The following is a 16,176-nucleotide window of genomic DNA, read 5'->3' on the forward strand; positions in this document are numbered from 1 at the left end:
AAAGCGCGGGGCGTGCGGGCCCCGCGCTTTCGCGCGTCAGCGGCGGGTCAGCTCGATCCGGTACTCCCGTGTCTGTGAGCCGTCCTCAGCGGTGACGGAGACGACGTGGGCCGTCCTGCCCCGGGAGGTGTCCTCGCCGACCGTCACCTTCGCGTAGGGGTCACGCGGGGTGGCGGTGACACGGGCCCGGTCCGGGCGGTCGACCGCCGTCCGGTAGCTCGTCCGGTCCGGGTCGAAGCCGCTCAGCGGCGTACCGTCCACCTCGATCGAGGCCGCGGCGGCGTCGGCGGAGGTGCCCGGCGCCTTGGCGTACACCTCGATCTCGCCCAGGGTGATGTAGCCGCCCGGGCGTGCCGTCATGACCACGCGCACGCCGGTCACCGGGCCGCTCGCCCGCACCGGCACGTCGGCCACGGGCGTGCCCTCGGTGCCGACCGGGACCGTGTCGCTCGCGTCGGCCCAGGTGCCGTCGGCGCCGCGCACCTGCACCTTGAGGGACTCCGCGAAGCTGACGTTGGTGCCGTCGCGGTGGAAGTGGGTCACGACCCGGGTCAGATCGCGCGCCTCCGGCAGGGTCAGGGTGATGGTGTCGGACGGGTTCTTCGTGCCCGACTTCCAGTTGGACCAGGCCTTCTCGGAGGTGTTCCCGTTGCGCAGGCCCTCGGCGGAGTAGCCGCTCTCGGTGTACGTCGCGCCGACCGTCACGCCCTCGTCGCGCGCGGCGTTCGTCTCCCGGGGCGCGGTGACCTGGACGCGTGCGGTCGCCGCCGCCGTCGTTCCGCCGGGGACCCGGGCGGTGCCGCGCAGGGTCACCACCCCGGTCTCGTCGAAGGCGCCCGCGGGTGCGGCGTCCCAGGTGACCGGCAGGTCGGCGGTTCCGCCGTGCCGTCCGACGCCGGTGACCGTGGCGGGCAGGCCGGGCCGTCCGCCGGTGTAGGTCTTGGCGCGGGCCGGGAGGGTGGCGGCGACGGTGTCCACGGTGACGACCGCCTCGGCGGGGACGGTCCGGCCCAGCGCGTCGGTCGCCCGGCCCTTCACCCGTACGGTTCCGGGTTCGCGCCAGCGTGACGCGGAGGGCAGCGTCCATTCGACGGGGAGCGCGCCCCGGGCGCCGTCGCGGAAGACGGGTGTCACGGTCGCGGGCAGGTCGGGCGCGTGGCCGGGGACGGTGAACGCCCTGGCGGGCTGTGTACGGAGCACCGTTTCGTCGGTGACGCCCCACCGCTGGTTGGCGGCGGAGGTCGGCAGGAAGGCCGAGACGCGGGCGCCGTCCGCCGTGGACTGCCCGACGACGTCGAGCAGCCGGCCCGTGGCGGCGTTCACGAAGGTCCAGGTGCCGTCCCCGGTGGTCGACATGATCCACTGGGCGGCCGGTGCGTCCGCTTCCTGGAGTACGGCCTCGTTGTCGCGCACGCCGAGGCGCCTGCCGTCGGAGGCGTTGACGAGGGCGTAGCGGTCACGGTTGCCCTCACCGCGGGTCAGCCGCTTCACGGTCCACAGCTGGGACTTGGCGGCCGGGTCGTTCGTGCGGACGACGACGCCGTCGCCGTCGGCGGCCGGGGCCAGGGACTTGCCGCTCTGGGCGCCCTGGAGGCGGTAGACGTGGCCGGGCTGGACGAGCGCGGCGTTCTCGGCGGTGCCGGACACGCCGTCGACGAGGAGGGTCGTGACCGACTTCGGCGGCACGGTCAGCGTGGCGGAGGCGTCCTTCACCTTCACGGGCGTGCCGCGGACGAGTGCGCCCTCGGCGCTGGTCACCACGGGGGTCACGGTGGCGCCGGGGGCGACGCGCCGGAACTTCGCGAGGTCCAGGGTGACGGCGCGCGGGGTCGTGCCGTTGTTGACGTGCACCACGGTCGCCGCGCGGCCGGACTTGCGCACGGCGGCGACGCTGGAGGGGTCGTCGGTCTTCACGAAGCGGTCGCCGGGCCGGATGTGGTGGGTGAAGTTGCGCAGGGTGTGGAACTTGGTGTTGGCCCGGATCGGGCAGGTCTCCAGGGTGTCCTTCGCGGTGCAGTTGAACGGGATGTGGATGCTGCCCCAGTTCTTGCCGGCCGCCGCCTGGGGGATGGAGTCCTCGATCGGCTGCCACAGCACCCAGGCGGACGGCTCCAGTTCACGGATGTCGTCGACGACCCGGGTGGCGATGCCGAGCCCCGGTTCCATGCCGGTGAAGTCGGTGCCGGTCCCCCAGGTGCCCTCGACCTCGCTCATCCAGAACTTCTTGTCCGCGGCCTTGGCGCTGTCGCGGGCGCTGGTGCGCATGCCGGTGCCGTAGGTGTGCACGTTGAGCTGGTCGACGGCGGCGCGGGCGGAGCTGTCGTAGGCGTTCCAGTTGCGGACGAAGGTGCTCGGATTGGTCTCGTCCATCGCGGAGACGGTGGCGCGGGTGCGGGCGTTCTCCAGTGCGCGGTGCAGGGCCAGGACGACCTTCTGCTGGAGTTCGGGGCCGGCGTGCGCGCCCTCCTGGCGGCCGCCCGTGGGCTGTCCGTCGGGGCCGAGCTGGGTGCCCCAGTAGTTGGTGTTGGGCTCGTTGAGCGGGGCGATGGTGTCGAAGCGGATGCGGTGCTTCTTCTCCAGCTGCTCGGTCACCTTGACCAGGTAGGTGGCGAAGTCGTCGACGCGGTCGGCCCGGATCTGGTCCGTGTTGGCGTCGAAGCCCCCGGAGACGTAGCCGCTGACGGTCTGGAACCAGGGCGGGGAGTTGCTGAAGGCCTCCCAGCGGGTCACCTTGCGCTTGACCTGGTCCACCCACCAGCGCTGGTTGGCGTCGGCGGACCAGTCCCAGTGGTCCGGGTCGTCCGGGTTCCACCAGTCGGTGTCCTCCCGGGTGGTGCCCTCCGGGGCCTTCCAGAAGCCCTCCATGGTCGCGCCGGTCTTCATGTAGTCCTTGCGGACGTCCGGGGCGTTGCCGCCGCCGATGTTGTAGCGCGCGATGTTGAGGCGGAGGCCGTCCTCGCCGAACAGCATGTCGACGAGCTTCCGGCGGATGGGTTCCGGATAGCCGCCGGTGATGTTGGCGAACCAGACGAGGCTCGTCCCCCACCCTTCGAACTCCTGCTGCCGGTACGACGGGTCGATCCGTACCGTGACCGCGCTGCCGGGGGGATCGGCGGCAGCGGCGGGCGGCACGGCCACGAGCCCCGCCCCGAGCGCCAGGGGGACGGTGGCCGCCAGGGCCCGGGCGAGGCGACGTCTGCTGGACATGAATTCCCTTCGGGAGCGAACAGAACCGCGCAGAACCAATCGAGCTTCCCGAATATTTGAGGACGGCAATCAACACGTCAAGAGGCAGGACGAGTTGGGAATCGACGCACGCCCCTTGACGCCCTCCGGCCCACCACCCCAATAATGACCGTCCACATATCTAAACGACGTTCTCTGTTGTGTACGGGAGCGAACGCGGAGGCACAGTGGCCGGTACAGGCGCAGCCCGCAGTCGTCCGATCGTCACGTCCCTCGTCGTCCTGCTCGCCGCCTCCGGTTGCTCGGTCGCCGGCGCCGACCCCATCGGCGGCGGACCGGACGCCTTACGCATCGTCCTGCCCGAGGAACCGCCCACGCTGGAACCCTGTGACGCCTCGCTGACCGCGACGGGCCGGGTGACCCGGGCCAACATCACGGAGGCGCTCACCGAGCGCGACGCCTCGACAGGACGCCTGGAGCCCGCCCTCGCCACCAAGTGGACGCGTACGTCGGCGACTTCGTGGACCTTCACCCTCCGCGAGGGCGTCACCTTCCACGACGGCTCGCCGTTCACGGCGGCCGCGGCGGCGTTCTCCATCAAGCGCGCCACGGACTCGGGGATCGACTGCAACGTCGACGGCTACATCTTCGCGGACAGCGAGCTGACCGCCACGCCCGTCGGCGGGACCACGCTCCGGGTCACCACGGCGAAGCCCGACCCGATCCTTCCGCTGCGCCTGTCGTTCGTCGAGATCGTGCCGACGACCACCGACCCCGACTCCCGCGTGCGCGAGCCGGTCGGCACCGGCCCCTACCGGATCGACGAGTGGAACCAGGGCCGTTACCTGCGGCTGAAACGCTTCGCCGGCTACTGGGGCAAGACCCCCGACTTCACCGCGGCCACCTACGTGTGGCGCGCCGAGGGGAGTGTCCGGGCGGCGATGGTGACGAACGACGAGGCGGACGTCGCGATCGGGCTGGCACCCGAGGACGGGGCCGGTGACCGGGCCGTGGAGTTCGCCACCAACGAGGTCTCGTACCTGCGGATGGACGCCGGCAAGCCACCCCTCGACGACATCCGCGTCCGGCAGGCCGTCAACTACGCCATCGACCGGGAGGGGTTGACCACGGCGGTCTTCGCCGGACGGCCCAGCGGGCAGCTCGTGTCGAAGGGCGTCACCGGCTACAACGCGAGCGTCCGGCCGTGGCCGTACGACCCGGAACGGGCCAGGGAACTGGTCGCCGAGGCCCGCGCCGACGGGGTCCGCACCGACACCACCCTCACCCTCATCGGCCGCAACGGCATCTACCCGAAGGCCGCCGAGGCGATGGAGGTCGTCCAGGACGGCCTGATCAAGGCCGGGTTGAAGGTCAGGATCAGGATGCTGGACGTCAACGCCTGGCTGGAGTACCTGCTGCGCCCCTTCCCCGCCGGCGACACCGGCCCCACCCTGCTCCAGGCCCAGCACGGCAACCAGGCGGGCGACGCCGCCTTCACGATGGGCCAGATCTACGGCAGTAAGGGCGCCCAGAGCAGCTACGGCACCGCCGAGTTCGACGCGCTCATCGAGCGGGCCGGACTCGCCTCGGGCGGCAAACGCCAGAAGGCGTTCGCGGCGGCTTTCAGCCATCAGCGCGACAAGGTCGTACGGGACGCCGTGATGGCCAACATGACCGGCCTGCTGGCCCTCTCCCCCAAGGTCCGCTACCGGCCCGACTCCGCCACCAACGACGAGATGCGGCTCGCCGACATGCGCCGCGCGGACTGAGGGAGGACGTCCCGTGCTGACCCTGCTGCGCCGCCGCGCGGTCTCCAGCGTCATCCCGCTGCTGTTCGTGGTCCTCGGCGTGTTCTTCCTGGCCCGCCTCACCGGAGACCCCGCCAACCTGTACCTGCCGCTGAGCGCGACGCCCGAGATGCGGGCCGAGTTCGCCGCCCGCAACGGCCTGGACGACCCGCTGATCACCCAGTTCGGCGACTACCTCGCCCAGGTCGCCCACCTCGACTTCGGTGAGTCGCTGCGCACCGCACAGCCGGCGGGCGAGGCCGTCCTGCGGGCGTTCCCGGCGACCCTCCAACTGGCCGGCTGGACGATGCTGCTGGCCCTCGCGGGCGCCGTCGTCATCGGCAGTCTGGCGGCCTACCGCCCGAACTCGGCCACCGACCGGATCGCGACCTTCCTGTCCTCGACGGCCGCCAGCGTCCCCGACTTCTGGATCGCCATCATGGGCGTGCTGGTCTTCGCGGTCACCCTGGGCTGGCTGCCCACCTCCGGCACCAGCGGCGCGGCGGCCTGGGTGCTGCCCGTGGCCACACTTCTGATCCGCCCGTTCGGGGTGCTGGTCCAGGTGGTGCGGGGCGCCATGGTCTCCGCGCTGTCCGCCCCGTACGTCAAGGTGGCCCGCGGCAAGGGGGCCTCCGAGATCCGGGTGGTCTTCGGGCACGCCCTGCGCAACGCGGCCGCGCCGGCGCTCACCGTCGCCGGAGACCTGGCCGTGGGGCTGGTCAACGGAGCGGTCGTCGTCGAGACGATCTTCGGCTGGCCCGGGATCGGCAAACTCATGATCGACTCGGTGCTCCAGCGGGACTTCGCGGTGCTACAGGCCGCGGTGCTCGTGACCGCGCTGGCGATCTTCGCCCTCAACATCCTGGTGGACCTCTGCCACGCGCTCCTCGACCCGCGGGTACGGCAGCGGGCGGCGGCATGAGCCAAGGACGGGACATGCTCGACACTTCCGAGGCCGGTGGTCCGGCCGTACGGCGGCGGTGGTTCGCCCTGCTGCTCCGCGACCGGTTCGCCTGCGCGGCGGCCCTGGTCCTGATCCTCGTCGCGCTGTGCGCCGTGCTCGGGCCGCTGCTGGCGGGGGATCTGGCGACCCGTCAGAACCTGCGCGCCCCGGGCCGGCCGCCCTTCAGCCTGGAACACGGCTGGGCCTTCGTCCTCGGCAGCGACTCCCTCGGCCGGCCCGTCGCCGCGCGGCTGCTGGCCGCGGCGGGGACGACCCTGGCGGTGGCGGTGCCCGCCGTGCTCTGCTCACTCGTCATCGGCTCGGTGTGGGGCATGTGGGCGGGCTATCACGGCGGTTGGCGCGAGAACGTGTCGCTGCGGGTGGCCGACGTGATCCTCAGCTTCCCCTCGCTGCTGCTGGCCGTGGTCGTGCTGTACGTGTTCTCGCCGAGCGCCGCGAGCCTGGTGCTGGTGCTGGCCGTGGCCCGGATCCCGGTGTATCTGCGCACGGCCCGGGCGGAGGCGGCGGAGCTGCGCAGCCGGCTGTTCATGGACGCGGCCCGGACGTTCGGCACGGGCAGTCGGGCCGCCATCCGGCGGCATGTCGCGCCGAGCGTGCTGCCCACGCTGCTCACCGTCGCCGCGCTCGACTTCTGCTTCGTGATGCTGGCCGAGTCGTCGCTGAGCTTCCTGGGCATCGGCATCCAACCGCCGGACGTCAGCTGGGGGTTGATGGTGGCGCAGGGGCGGCAGGAGTTGCAGAGCGCGTGGTGGATCGCGCTGTTCCCCGGGCTGGCGATCGTCGTCACGACCGTCTCGGCGACCGTCCTCGCTTCCTGGGCCCGGTTGACGACCGACCCGGGGCAGCGGTGGCGGGAGGGACTCGGGCGGCGGTCCGGGGAGCGGGGCGCGAGGCGGGACGACTGGGGGCGGTCCGCGGCGGACGGCTCCGCCGCAGGCGGCCGGCCTGCACGGTCGGACAGCGCGAACGGTCCCGGCGCCCGCCCTTCGGGTGCGGGCGCGGACGCCGGCGTCCTGGTCGTGGACGGCCTGTCGGTCGACGTCCACACCCCTGCCGGTCCCGTGCACGTCGTGCGCGGGGTGGGCTTCGCCGTGCGGTCGGGCGAGACGCTGGCGCTGCTGGGCGAGTCGGGCTGCGGCAAGAGCATGACCGCGCACGCCGTCGCCGGTCTGCTCGATCCGGTCGCCGAGGTGGTGGGCGGGCAGGTGCGCCTGGACGGCGTGGACCTGCTCGGGCTCGGGGCACGGGCCCGGCGCCGGCTGGCCGGGCCGGGTCTCGCCATGGTCTTCCAGGACGCGCTCAGCGCGCTGAACCCCGTCCACACGGTCGGAGCGCAACTCGCCGAGCCGTTCCGCATCCACGAGGGCCTGTCCCGGCGTGCGGCGCGGGCCCGGGCGGTGGAGCTGATGGAGCGCGTGGGCATCCCGGAGGCCCGCTCCCGGGCGGACGCCTACCCGCACCAGTTCTCCGGCGGGATGCGGCAGCGCCTGCTGATCGCGACGGCGGTCGCCCTGCGGCCGAAGGTCCTGATCGCCGACGAGCCCACGACGGCCCTGGACGTCACCGTGCAGGCCCAGATCATGGACCTCCTGGGCGAGTTGCGCGCCGAGCAGCGGACGGCGCTCGTCCTCATCACCCACGACCTCGGGCTCGCCGCCGAGCACGCGGACCGGGTCGCGGTCATGTACGCCGGGACGGTGGTGGAGACCGGGCCGGTCGCCGAGGTGTTCGGCAAACCCCATCACCCGTACACCCGTGGCCTGCTGGAGTCGGTCCCGGCCGAGCAGCACCGGGGCGCCCGTCTGACCTCCATCCCCGGGAGCCCGCCGGAGCCGGGCGCCGTGCCGGCCGGCTGTGCCTTCCGTACGCGCTGTCCGCTGGCCCGGGAGCGCTGCGCCACGCACCGTCCGGAGCTGACCGGCACCGGGACCGGCCGGGCCGCCGCCTGCCACTTCGGGAAGGAACTGGCCGATGCCTGAGCACGCGGCACTGCTGGAGGCCACGGGTCTGGCCAAGAGCTTCACGGTCCGGCGGACCCTGCGGGGCGGCACGCGGCTGCGGGCGCTGGACGGTGTCGACCTGACCCTGGGGCGCGGGGAGACCCTCGGGCTCGTCGGCGAGTCCGGCTGCGGCAAGTCCACGCTGGCCAGGGTCCTCCTGCGGCTGGAGCGGCCCGACGCGGGCAGCCTGCGCTACGACGGCGTCGACCCGTTCGCGTTGTCGGGGGCGGAGTTGCTCACCTGGCGCCGGCGGGTGCAGATGGTGTTCCAGGACCCGTTCGGTTCGCTCGACCCGCGCCTCACCGCCGCGGATCTCATCGGCGAGCCCTGGCTGACCCACCGCGCGCTCGTGCCTGCCTCGAAGCGGGCGGCGCGGGTGGCCGGGCTGCTGGAGATGGTCGGCCTGCGCGCCTCGGACGCACGCCGCCTGCCGCACGAGTTCTCGGGTGGGCAGCGGCAGCGGATCGGGATCGCCCGTGCCCTCGCGCTGGAGCCCGAGGTGATCGTCTGCGACGAGCCCGTGTCCGCGCTGGACCTGTCGGTGCAGGCGCAGGTGCTCAACCTCCTGTGCGACCTGCGGGACGAGCTGGGACTGTCGTACGTGTTCATCTCGCACGACCTGTCCGTGGTGCGGCACCTCGCCGACCGGGTCGCCGTGATGTACCTCGGCAGGATCGTGGAGACGGGTCCGACGGAAGAGGTCTACGAGCGGCCGCGGCACCCGTACACGGAGGCGCTCCTGTCGGCGGCCCCGTCCCCCGTGGCCGGCAGCGGGCGCCGCAGGCAGCGCATCGTGCTCACCGGCGAGATCCCGTCACCGGCCGACCCGCCGTCCGGGTGCCGGTTCCGGACCCGGTGCCCACGGGCACGGGACCTGTGCGCCGAGGCCGTTCCCCCGCCTGTGCCGGGCGCGCCGCTCCACGGCGCGGCGTGCCACTTCCCCCTGGAGGTGGTTGCGTGAGTTCGCGCATGCGGACAGGCCATGGCCGGTGCCGCGCCCTCCATGGGGACGCGGCACCGGCATTCGTTCGGCGGGTTCCTCACCTCAGTGCTTGAAGACGTCCTTCGTCTTCTCCTTGGCCTGCCGGGCGTCGCCCTTCGACTGCTGCGCGCGGCCCTCGGCCTCCAGCCGCTCGTTGCCCACCGCCCGGCCGGCCGCCTCCTTGGCCTTTCCCTTGGCCTGCTCGGCCTTCGCCTTGGCCTTCTGCTCTCCAGCCACGGTTCCTTCACTCCCAGCCGTGTCCGACTTCGGTGTCACGGTCCGAGTTGCCTTGAGGAGGCAGCGCAAACGTGCCGGGTCGCCGGCGGTCAGTTCAGGAGTTCGCGGGCCAGGGCCGCGCACCACCACCGCTCCACGCGGTCGGGCGACCACCCGCGTTCACCGGTCAGCACGGTGTAGACGTCGATGTTGCACAGCGCGGCGTAGACGTCGACCGCGGACGGCACGTCGAGGCCGGGGCGCAGGACTCCGGGCGGCCAGGAGGAGAAGACCTGCACCCGGGTCCGGTCGCCGCGCAGACGGCTGTCGTGGTAGAGCGTGGCCAGCTCCGGCTCGGACCGTCCCGCTTCCCGGACGAGCGTGATGACCTCGCCGGCGCGCTCGTACAGCCGCCGGTCGTAGCCGGCCATCGCGGCGAGCTGCCGGGCGGGGTCCGTCGTGGCGGCCTCCAGCTCGGCGATCAGCTGCGGCACGCCGGCCGAGAGGTCCGCCGCGTCGGCCAGCGCCCGGGTCAGTCCGGACTTGTTCCCGTAGGCCGCGTAGACGGTCGGCACGGACACCCCCGCCTCGCGGGCCACGTCCCGCACCGTCGTCGCACCCCACCCGTGGGTGACGAACAGCCGCAGCGCGGCGCGGGAGATGTCGGCCCGGGTCTGCTGCGCCTGCGCCGTCCGGCGCAGGGAGTCGTACCGTCGCCGCCCCGGCCCCTCGGTCATGCTCCGTCCCTTCCCCGCATTAGCTTGACGCTCCCTATAATCAATATATGTTACGTACGCAGCCGGGGACCGCCCCGGCCCTCGTGAAGTCCGCCCGGGTCAGCGGTCTCGCCGCCCTGGGCTTCGCCTTCCTGATCGTCGCGGGGAACGTGGTCCTGGTCCCGGCCGGCCTGCCGCGCACCGGCACCGGCATCGCGGAGGTGGAGGAGTTCTTCCGCGCGCACGGGGGCCTGGTCGGCGTCGGCTCCGCGGTCACACCCGTCGCCTGGGTGCTGGCCACGCTGTTCGGCGCGGGCGCGGTCCGTGTGCTGTGGCGGTCCGAGCGGGACCGGGGCGAGGCATGGGCCCTGTTCGGCTTCGCCGGGCTCGTCCTGCAGAACGCCGTCTTCGCCGGGGTCGTCGCGATCCGGCTGGCGCTCGCGTCGACAGCCGCGGACGGCGTCGGCGCGGCCGGCGGCCTGTGGGCGCTGCACGACGCCCTGTTCACCCTCAACGGCACGTTCCTGGCGGTCGCGCTGGTCGGCCTGTCCCTCGCCGGCCTGCGGGCGGGGCTGATCCGGCCGTGGCACGGCGGCTGGGGGCTGGTGTCGGCCGCGCTGCTGTCCTGTTCGGCCGTCCTCACCCCGCTGGTCATCGACCACGACGGCCCGCTCGGACTCCTCGGCCTCGCCGGCTGGCTGATGTGGGTGGTGTGGCTCGTCGTCTACGGTCTCGCCCTGATGCGCCGGGTGCCGGTCCCGGGGCCGCCGACCGGCGGTTGAGCGGGGCCCTTCGGGCCGTGGGCCGGGTCTTCCGGCAGCAGAAGGGAGCCTGGCCCGGGCCCTGGGGAGTCAGTGGCAGCACCCCTCGGCCTGCTCGGGGCCGGGCGCGGTGTCCAGGCGGCAGAAGCAGGACGCCTGGATCGGTACGTCGGCCAGCGCGGTCGCCAGTTTGAGCTGCTGGGCCACGAGGGCCGCCTCGCCGGTCCTGCCCAACCGCAGCAGGCACTCGTGGAAGCCGTGCAGGGACCAGACGTTGCCGGGGTGCTGGAGGGCGCGGGGCAGGGTGTCGTCCAGGCCGAGGTCCGCTCGGTAGACCGCCTCGGCCTCCGCCACCCGGCCCTGTTCGAGCAGCAGGGCGCCGTAGGCGTGGCGGGTGGGCTGCATCCAGCCCCAGGGCTCGTCGTAGGGGAGGTTGTCGTCCAGGGCGATGGACCGCTCCAGGGCGGCGAAGGCGAGGTCGTGGTTGCCCCTGCGGTACTCCAGCTCCCCGTCCAGCATGGCCGCCGCGATGGCGAGGATGTCGTGGCAGGTGTTGTTGAACAGCATCCGCGTCTCGGGCACCCGGCTCACCGCCGCGCGGAACAACTCGCGCTCGGCGTCGGCCCGGGCGACCTCGCCGGTGGCCGAGAGGGCGACACCGCGGGCGTAGTGCCGCAGGGCGGTGGTCACCGAGTAGAGGTCCGGGTCGGTGGGGGCCGGCAGGGCGAGGATGTCGGTCCAGCGGCCGAAGCGGATCAGTACGTGGACGCGCATGCCCAGGAAGGCTTCGAGCCAGTCGGCCATCGGCGGGCTCTGCACCCGCAGCAGGTCCTCCGGCACGGCGGCTTCCAGCTCGGCGGCGGTGTCCAGGGCGACCCGCTCCTGGCCGAGGAACATCGCCCCGTAGATCTTGAAGTGGTAGTTGTGCACCCGGTAGAGGGTGTAGAAGTTCATCGCGCCGGACCGCCGGCGGAACTTCTCGTCGGCGGCGATCGCGTCGCTGTTGGCCGCCACGACCCGGCGGTAGTCGCCGCACAGGACGTCGAGGTGCGAGGGCATGTGGAGCAGGTGCCCGGCGTCGGGCACGATGCCGCGCAGGCGGTCGGCGACGGTGAGCGCCTGCTCCGGCGTCGGGGACATCTCCATCAGGTGGATGTAGAGGTGGAGGACGCCGGGGTGTTCGGCCCCGGCGTCGGTGCCGAGCGCGCTCTCCAGTACGGCCCTGGCCTCCAGGGTGCGGGCGCCCTCGGCCGGCTGTCCGGTCCTCAGGTCCCACAGCTGCCAGGGGGTGAGGTTCATCAGGGCGTCGGCGTGGAGCGTGGCGATGTCCGGGTCGTCGGGCGCCAGTTCGTACACCGCGCGCATGGCGTCGGCGTAGGGCTCGTTCCACACCGAGCAGTCCTCGACGGCCTCCGGCTGGGGGTAGCGGGCGCGCAGCGCGCCGATGAGGGCCCGTTCGACCGGGGTGGCGCGGGCGGCGGCCTTTTCGTGGGCCCGTTCGACGGCGGTGTGCGTGCGTTCGACGGTTCGCACCAACTCATCGTCGTCGAAGAATTCCCAGGGCTTGTTGTAGTTCGGGCCGAGCGCGTAGGCGATACCCCAATAGGCCATCGCGCACTCGGGATCGGCCGCGGCCGCCTTCTCGAAACAGGTGACGGCCTCTTCATGGTGGAAGGCGTACGTCCACACCAGGCCGCGATCGAACCAGAGTTGGGCTTCCGCCGAGGACGTGGTGACGGGACGGCTGTGGGTCCCGAGGTCGTAATAGTCGCCCATGGGTTTCTCCTGGGATGATGCACCAGTGACGCAGAGGTGATGAAGAGTGACACATCGGACACACCCCGGCGGCGAGGACGATCATCGTGTCGTTCGATCGTGGGCACGTTCGCCAGTGGGCTGGCACCGCCCAACTCCCGCTCCCTAGGATGTACTTCCTGTCCAGCCAGTCCGTTGGCGCGGCACCTTGCAGGGGGAACGATGCATTCCGACAAGCAGTTGTCCACCGAGATCGACGCGACCGTGCCGACGGCTGCGCGCATGTACGACTACTACCTGGGCGGCAAGGACAACTACGCGGCCGACCGCGCCGCGTGCGAGGAACTCGACAAGGTCGTACCCAGCACGCGCCGTCTGGCCCTGAACAACCGGCGTTTCCTCCAGCGTGTCGTGCGGGCCCTGTCCGAGGAGTACGGCATCCGGCAGTACCTCGACCACGGCTCAGGCCTGCCCACGCAGGACAACGTGCACCAGGTCGCCCAGCGCATCGACCCCACGACCCACGTGGTGTACGTCGACAACGACCCGATGGTGCTGGTCCACGGCCGCGCCCTGCTGGAGCAGGACGAGCGCACCGCCGTCATCCACGCGGACATGCGCGCGACCGACCTGATCCTCGACCACCCCGACACCCAGCGGCTGATCGACTTCTCCGAGCCGGTGTGCGTGCTCTTCAACTCGGTGTTCCACTGCATCCCGGACAGCGACACCGACGGGCCGCTCGCGGTGGCGCGCCGCGTCCGGGAACGGCTCGCGCCGGGCAGCTTCATGGTGATGTGCCAGCTGGTCAGCGAGGACCCCGAGGTCCGCGACTTCGTTACGAACTTCATGGACCAGGCGACCCAGGGACACTGGGGGCGGGTGCGCGAGGAGAAGGACGTCGCCACCTACTTCGAGGGTCTGGAGATCCTCGAACCGGGCCTGGTGGAGGTGTCCACGTGGCGTCCGGACACGGAGGTGGCCCCCCGTCAGCTCACCCATGAGTGGATCGAGTTCGGCGGTGTGGGGCGGGTTCCGCTGGAGAGGTGACCGCGAGGCCTCTCGCGGGGCGGCCGGCGTCCCGCGAGAGGCACACGCACGTCAGGGGTAGCGCTGCTCCATCGTCCGACACAGCATGTCGAGGGAGTCGCGCGGCTTGAGCGCCTCGTCCGCGAGGCGGTCCAGCGCGATCCGGTACTCCTCCGTCTCGTCGCGGTCCTCGAGGAAGTTGGCGCTCCGGATGTGCTCCAGGTAGACCACGTCGGGCAGGTCCAGGCCGCCGAAGCGCAGATACGTCACCGGGATGGCGGGCGCCGAGGCGTTCGTGACGCTCAGCGGCACGATCTGCACCGTCACATGGGGGCGCTGCGCCATCTCGACGAGGTGCGCGAGCTGCTCCCGCATCACGTCGGTGCTGCCCAGGACGCGCAGCAGCACGGACTCGTCGATGATCGCCCACAGCTGCGGGGCGTCGGTCCGGGACAGCAACCGCGCCCGGCGCGTGCGGAGTTCGACGCGCCGCTCCACCTCGCCGGCGGGCGCGTTCGGCAGGCCGCGCTCCACCACCGCCCTGGCATAGGCGGGGGTCTGCAACAGGCCGGGCACGTACTGGATCTCGAAGGTACGGATGGTGGCGGCGGCCTCCTGGAGTCCGACCAGGCGGTCGAACCACTCGGGCATCAGCCGCTTGTCGTACCGCTGCCACCAGCCCGGCTCACCGGCGCGCCGCAGCAGCTTGAGCAGCACCGAGGCTTCGTAGGCATCGGTGCCGTACAGCTCCAGCAGCGCCCGGACGTCGCTCTCCGTCGGCGGGCGGCGGCCCTTGCCCGCCTCGATGCGGGACAGTTTCGCGGCGCTGAAACCGACAGCGCGCGCCGCCTGGTCCTGGGCGAGCCCGGCGTCCTCACGGAAGCCTGCCAGCTGCACACCGACGAGCATCTTCAGCAGAGTCGGCGCCGGCTCGGGCCTGTCCAGGTAGGGTTCCAGACGGGAGATGCGATGCGACGCGGCGGACATCCTGACTCCCAGCAGACCGGCACAAGGGCGACTTACACTATCGCACCCGGCCGGGCGTCTCCGCATCAGCCCGTACGGGCCCATGGATGTGGGGAGTTGGATTCCACTCCCCCACCAGGGCTTCACGCCGCGTTCGCGTCGCCACCCCCGCTCACACCAGGTGGTCGAACTCTCCGTCCTTGGCCCCGGCCAGGAACGCCCGCAGCTCCGCGGCCGTGTAGACCAGGGCGGGCCCGTCGGGGTCGCGGGAGTTGCGCACGGCGATGCCCCCGTCGACGAGGGGAGCCACCTCGACGCAGTTGCCCTCGGCGTTGCTGTGCCGGCTCTTGATCCAGCAGGCGTCCAACGAACTCGCCTGCACTCCGTTCCGCACTGGTGGCACCGCGGTCTCCTTGCTCTCCGGCCGTGTCCGTCCCGGCTTGCGTACCCACAACGGCTTGATTTTCACGCAATTTCTCGTGCAATTGCACGCGAGCGCCGTCAGCGTGGATAATAGCTGCGGCGTCAACCCCTGTGCTGGCGCCGCGTCCTGACGTCGCATCGGGGAGATGCCGTGTCATCACCTGCGCAGCCTGTGCTCCGGCAGCCGAGTGGGGCTGCGGCACACGCAGGCGCATCGGCGACGGCCCACGACATCCCGCCCGGCCCGCTCACGGCGACGCCGTACGAGGCGACGCCGTACGGGCCCCCGCCCGCGATGCCGGAGACGGTGCCGCCGCCCTCGGTCGCCCTGACCGCCCCGGCCCCCCTGTCCGCCTCGGCCACCCTGCGGGTCGAGTGCAGTCGGGAGGGCTTCGCACGCGTCCGGTCCTTCACACGTGACACCCTCCACGTGTGGTCGCTCGACCACTGCTGTGACGACGCCACCCTCGTCATCACCGAACTCACCGCCAACGCCGCGACGCACGCGGCGGCGGGAGCACCGGGCGCGCCGGAGATCCGGCTCGGGTTCCTCCTGGACCCGACGCACCTGCTGGTCACCGTCTCCGACCCCGACGACCGTCCGCCCGTGTACGCGCCCGCCGGCTCCTCCCTGGAGGAGAACGGCCGCGGCCTGTGCATCGTCGACGCCCTGTCCGAGGAGTGGGGCTGGGCCCCCAGCCCTCCGGCGGGCAAGACGGTCTGGGCCAGATTGTCGACCTGTCCACCCCTCTGACACGACTGCCGCGGAAAGGCCCCTCGCCATGCGCAGCGCTTCGACGGAACACCCGAGCAGCGAGCGCCCCCAGCGCCCCGACACCCCGACCGGGGTGGCCCGGACCACGCCGCTCACGGCACTGGACCGCGTGCCGTGGGGCGACATCCAGGACTCCACCGGTTCGGCGGCGGCCATTCCCCTGCTGCTCAACGGCATCGCCTGGGGCGACGCCGACACGGCCCGGTCCGCCCTCGGCGACCTGCGGAAGCGGATCTGCCAGTTCGGCTTCGTCGTGGAGCAGGCGACCGCCGCCACGGTTCCGTTCCTGTGGGAGCTGGCGAAGCTGCCGCAGGTGACCTGCCGCGCCGAGATCATCCAGCTGCTCAAGAGCATCGCCGACGCCCGCCAGTGGGAGAGCACCGCCGCCGTCTATCCGAAGCTGATGAACCACCGGGAGAACCCGGTGGCGTGGGAGCGCGCGGCGCGGCAGGCGGTGCGGGCCCGGCGCGGCGACCTCGGCCGGCTGATGGCGGACGAGGACACGGAGATCGCCCGGGCCACCACCGAGCTGGCCCGCTCCCTCGCCACCTGAGGCCGTCGCGCGCCGTCCGAGACCGTCGGACGTTTCCCACGGACCGGGAGGCCGTGCGGGTCC

The 16,176-nt window shown here is 72.3% G+C and carries 14 protein-coding genes; 8 read left to right on the forward strand and 6 right to left on the reverse strand.

The window, feature by feature from the left end; genetic code table 11:
- Positions 1–36: 36 nt before the first annotated feature.
- Complete coding sequence (locus ABZ386_RS40395; protein ID WP_358968460.1) at positions 37–3,207, reverse strand: RICIN domain-containing protein; 3,171 nt, start codon at positions 3,205–3,207, stop codon at positions 37–39.
- 206 nt (positions 3,208–3,413) lie between these two features.
- Between ABZ386_RS40395 and ABZ386_RS40400 the strand changes: the two genes are divergently transcribed.
- The 4 genes from ABZ386_RS40400 to ABZ386_RS40415 are packed head-to-tail and all read left to right on the forward strand — an operon-like array spanning position 3,414 to position 8,898.
- Positions 3,414–4,955, forward strand: coding sequence for an ABC transporter substrate-binding protein (locus tag ABZ386_RS40400; RefSeq protein WP_358968463.1), 1,542 nt, complete (start codon positions 3,414–3,416; stop codon positions 4,953–4,955).
- Between the two features lie 13 nt (positions 4,956–4,968).
- A complete protein-coding gene (locus ABZ386_RS40405; protein WP_355726112.1) occupies positions 4,969–5,895 on the forward strand; it encodes an ABC transporter permease in 927 nt (308 codons plus the stop codon).
- Between the two features lie 14 nt (positions 5,896–5,909).
- Positions 5,910–7,916: a dipeptide/oligopeptide/nickel ABC transporter permease/ATP-binding protein gene (locus tag ABZ386_RS40410; RefSeq protein WP_358968466.1), complete on the forward strand. Its 2,007-nt coding sequence runs from the start codon at positions 5,910–5,912 to the stop codon at positions 7,914–7,916.
- Complete coding sequence (locus tag ABZ386_RS40415) at positions 7,909–8,898, forward strand: oligopeptide/dipeptide ABC transporter ATP-binding protein (RefSeq protein ID WP_358968469.1); 990 nt, start codon at positions 7,909–7,911, stop codon at positions 8,896–8,898. Before ABZ386_RS40410 ends, ABZ386_RS40415 begins: the two co-directional genes overlap by 8 nt.
- An 84-nt stretch (positions 8,899–8,982) precedes the next feature.
- Here ABZ386_RS40415 and ABZ386_RS40420 read toward each other — a convergent pair whose 3' ends face one another.
- Both ABZ386_RS40420 and ABZ386_RS40425 read right to left on the reverse strand, forming a co-directional pair.
- Positions 8,983–9,156 carry a CsbD family protein gene (locus tag ABZ386_RS40420; RefSeq protein WP_114257161.1) on the reverse strand — a complete coding sequence of 58 codons (174 nt, stop codon included), beginning with the start codon at positions 9,154–9,156 and terminating at the stop codon, positions 8,983–8,985.
- Positions 9,157–9,245: 89 nt separating this feature from the next.
- The gene (locus ABZ386_RS40425) at positions 9,246–9,872 is read right to left on the reverse strand and encodes a helix-turn-helix domain-containing protein (protein ID WP_356619189.1); all 627 of its coding nucleotides are present in this window, start codon (positions 9,870–9,872) and stop codon (positions 9,246–9,248) included.
- Positions 9,873–9,919: 47 nt separating this feature from the next.
- Here ABZ386_RS40425 and ABZ386_RS40430 point away from each other — a divergent pair, with 47 nt between their 5' ends.
- Complete coding sequence (locus tag ABZ386_RS40430; protein WP_356674235.1) at positions 9,920–10,633, forward strand: 2-oxoglutarate/malate transporter; 714 nt, start codon at positions 9,920–9,922, stop codon at positions 10,631–10,633.
- 69 nt (positions 10,634–10,702) lie between these two features.
- Here ABZ386_RS40430 and ABZ386_RS40435 read toward each other — a convergent pair whose 3' ends face one another.
- The gene (locus ABZ386_RS40435; RefSeq protein ID WP_358968474.1) at positions 10,703–12,388 is read right to left on the reverse strand and encodes a hypothetical protein; all 1,686 of its coding nucleotides are present in this window, start codon (positions 12,386–12,388) and stop codon (positions 10,703–10,705) included.
- 201 nt (positions 12,389–12,589) lie between these two features.
- Between ABZ386_RS40435 and ABZ386_RS40440 the strand changes: the two genes are divergently transcribed.
- Positions 12,590–13,417 carry an SAM-dependent methyltransferase gene (locus tag ABZ386_RS40440; protein WP_351343493.1) on the forward strand — a complete coding sequence of 276 codons (828 nt, stop codon included), beginning with the start codon at positions 12,590–12,592 and terminating at the stop codon, positions 13,415–13,417.
- A 51-nt stretch (positions 13,418–13,468) separates the two neighbouring features.
- On the opposite strand, the gene ABZ386_RS40445 is transcribed toward ABZ386_RS40440, so the two are convergent.
- Both ABZ386_RS40445 and ABZ386_RS40450 read right to left on the reverse strand, forming a co-directional pair.
- On the reverse strand, positions 13,469–14,383 hold the full coding sequence (locus ABZ386_RS40445) for a helix-turn-helix transcriptional regulator (protein ID WP_351343491.1): 915 nt from the start codon (positions 14,381–14,383) through the stop codon (positions 13,469–13,471).
- 151 nt (positions 14,384–14,534) lie between these two features.
- Positions 14,535–14,765 carry a DUF397 domain-containing protein gene (locus tag ABZ386_RS40450; RefSeq protein ID WP_114257157.1) on the reverse strand — a complete coding sequence of 77 codons (231 nt, stop codon included), beginning with the start codon at positions 14,763–14,765 and terminating at the stop codon, positions 14,535–14,537.
- 315 nt (positions 14,766–15,080) lie between these two features.
- Between ABZ386_RS40450 and ABZ386_RS40455 the strand changes: the two genes are divergently transcribed.
- Together ABZ386_RS40455 and ABZ386_RS40460 are read left to right on the forward strand one after the other, a co-directional pair.
- Positions 15,081–15,539, forward strand: a complete 459-nt coding sequence (locus ABZ386_RS40455) for an ATP-binding protein (protein ID WP_351343867.1) — start codon at positions 15,081–15,083, stop codon at positions 15,537–15,539.
- A 28-nt stretch (positions 15,540–15,567) separates the two neighbouring features.
- A complete protein-coding gene (locus tag ABZ386_RS40460; protein ID WP_351343488.1) occupies positions 15,568–16,113 on the forward strand; it encodes a hypothetical protein in 546 nt (181 codons plus the stop codon).
- Positions 16,114–16,176 lie beyond the last annotated feature (63 nt).

The organism is Streptomyces sp. NPDC006140, from assembly GCF_040628815.1.
GTDB lineage: Bacteria > Actinomycetota > Actinomycetes > Streptomycetales > Streptomycetaceae > Streptomyces.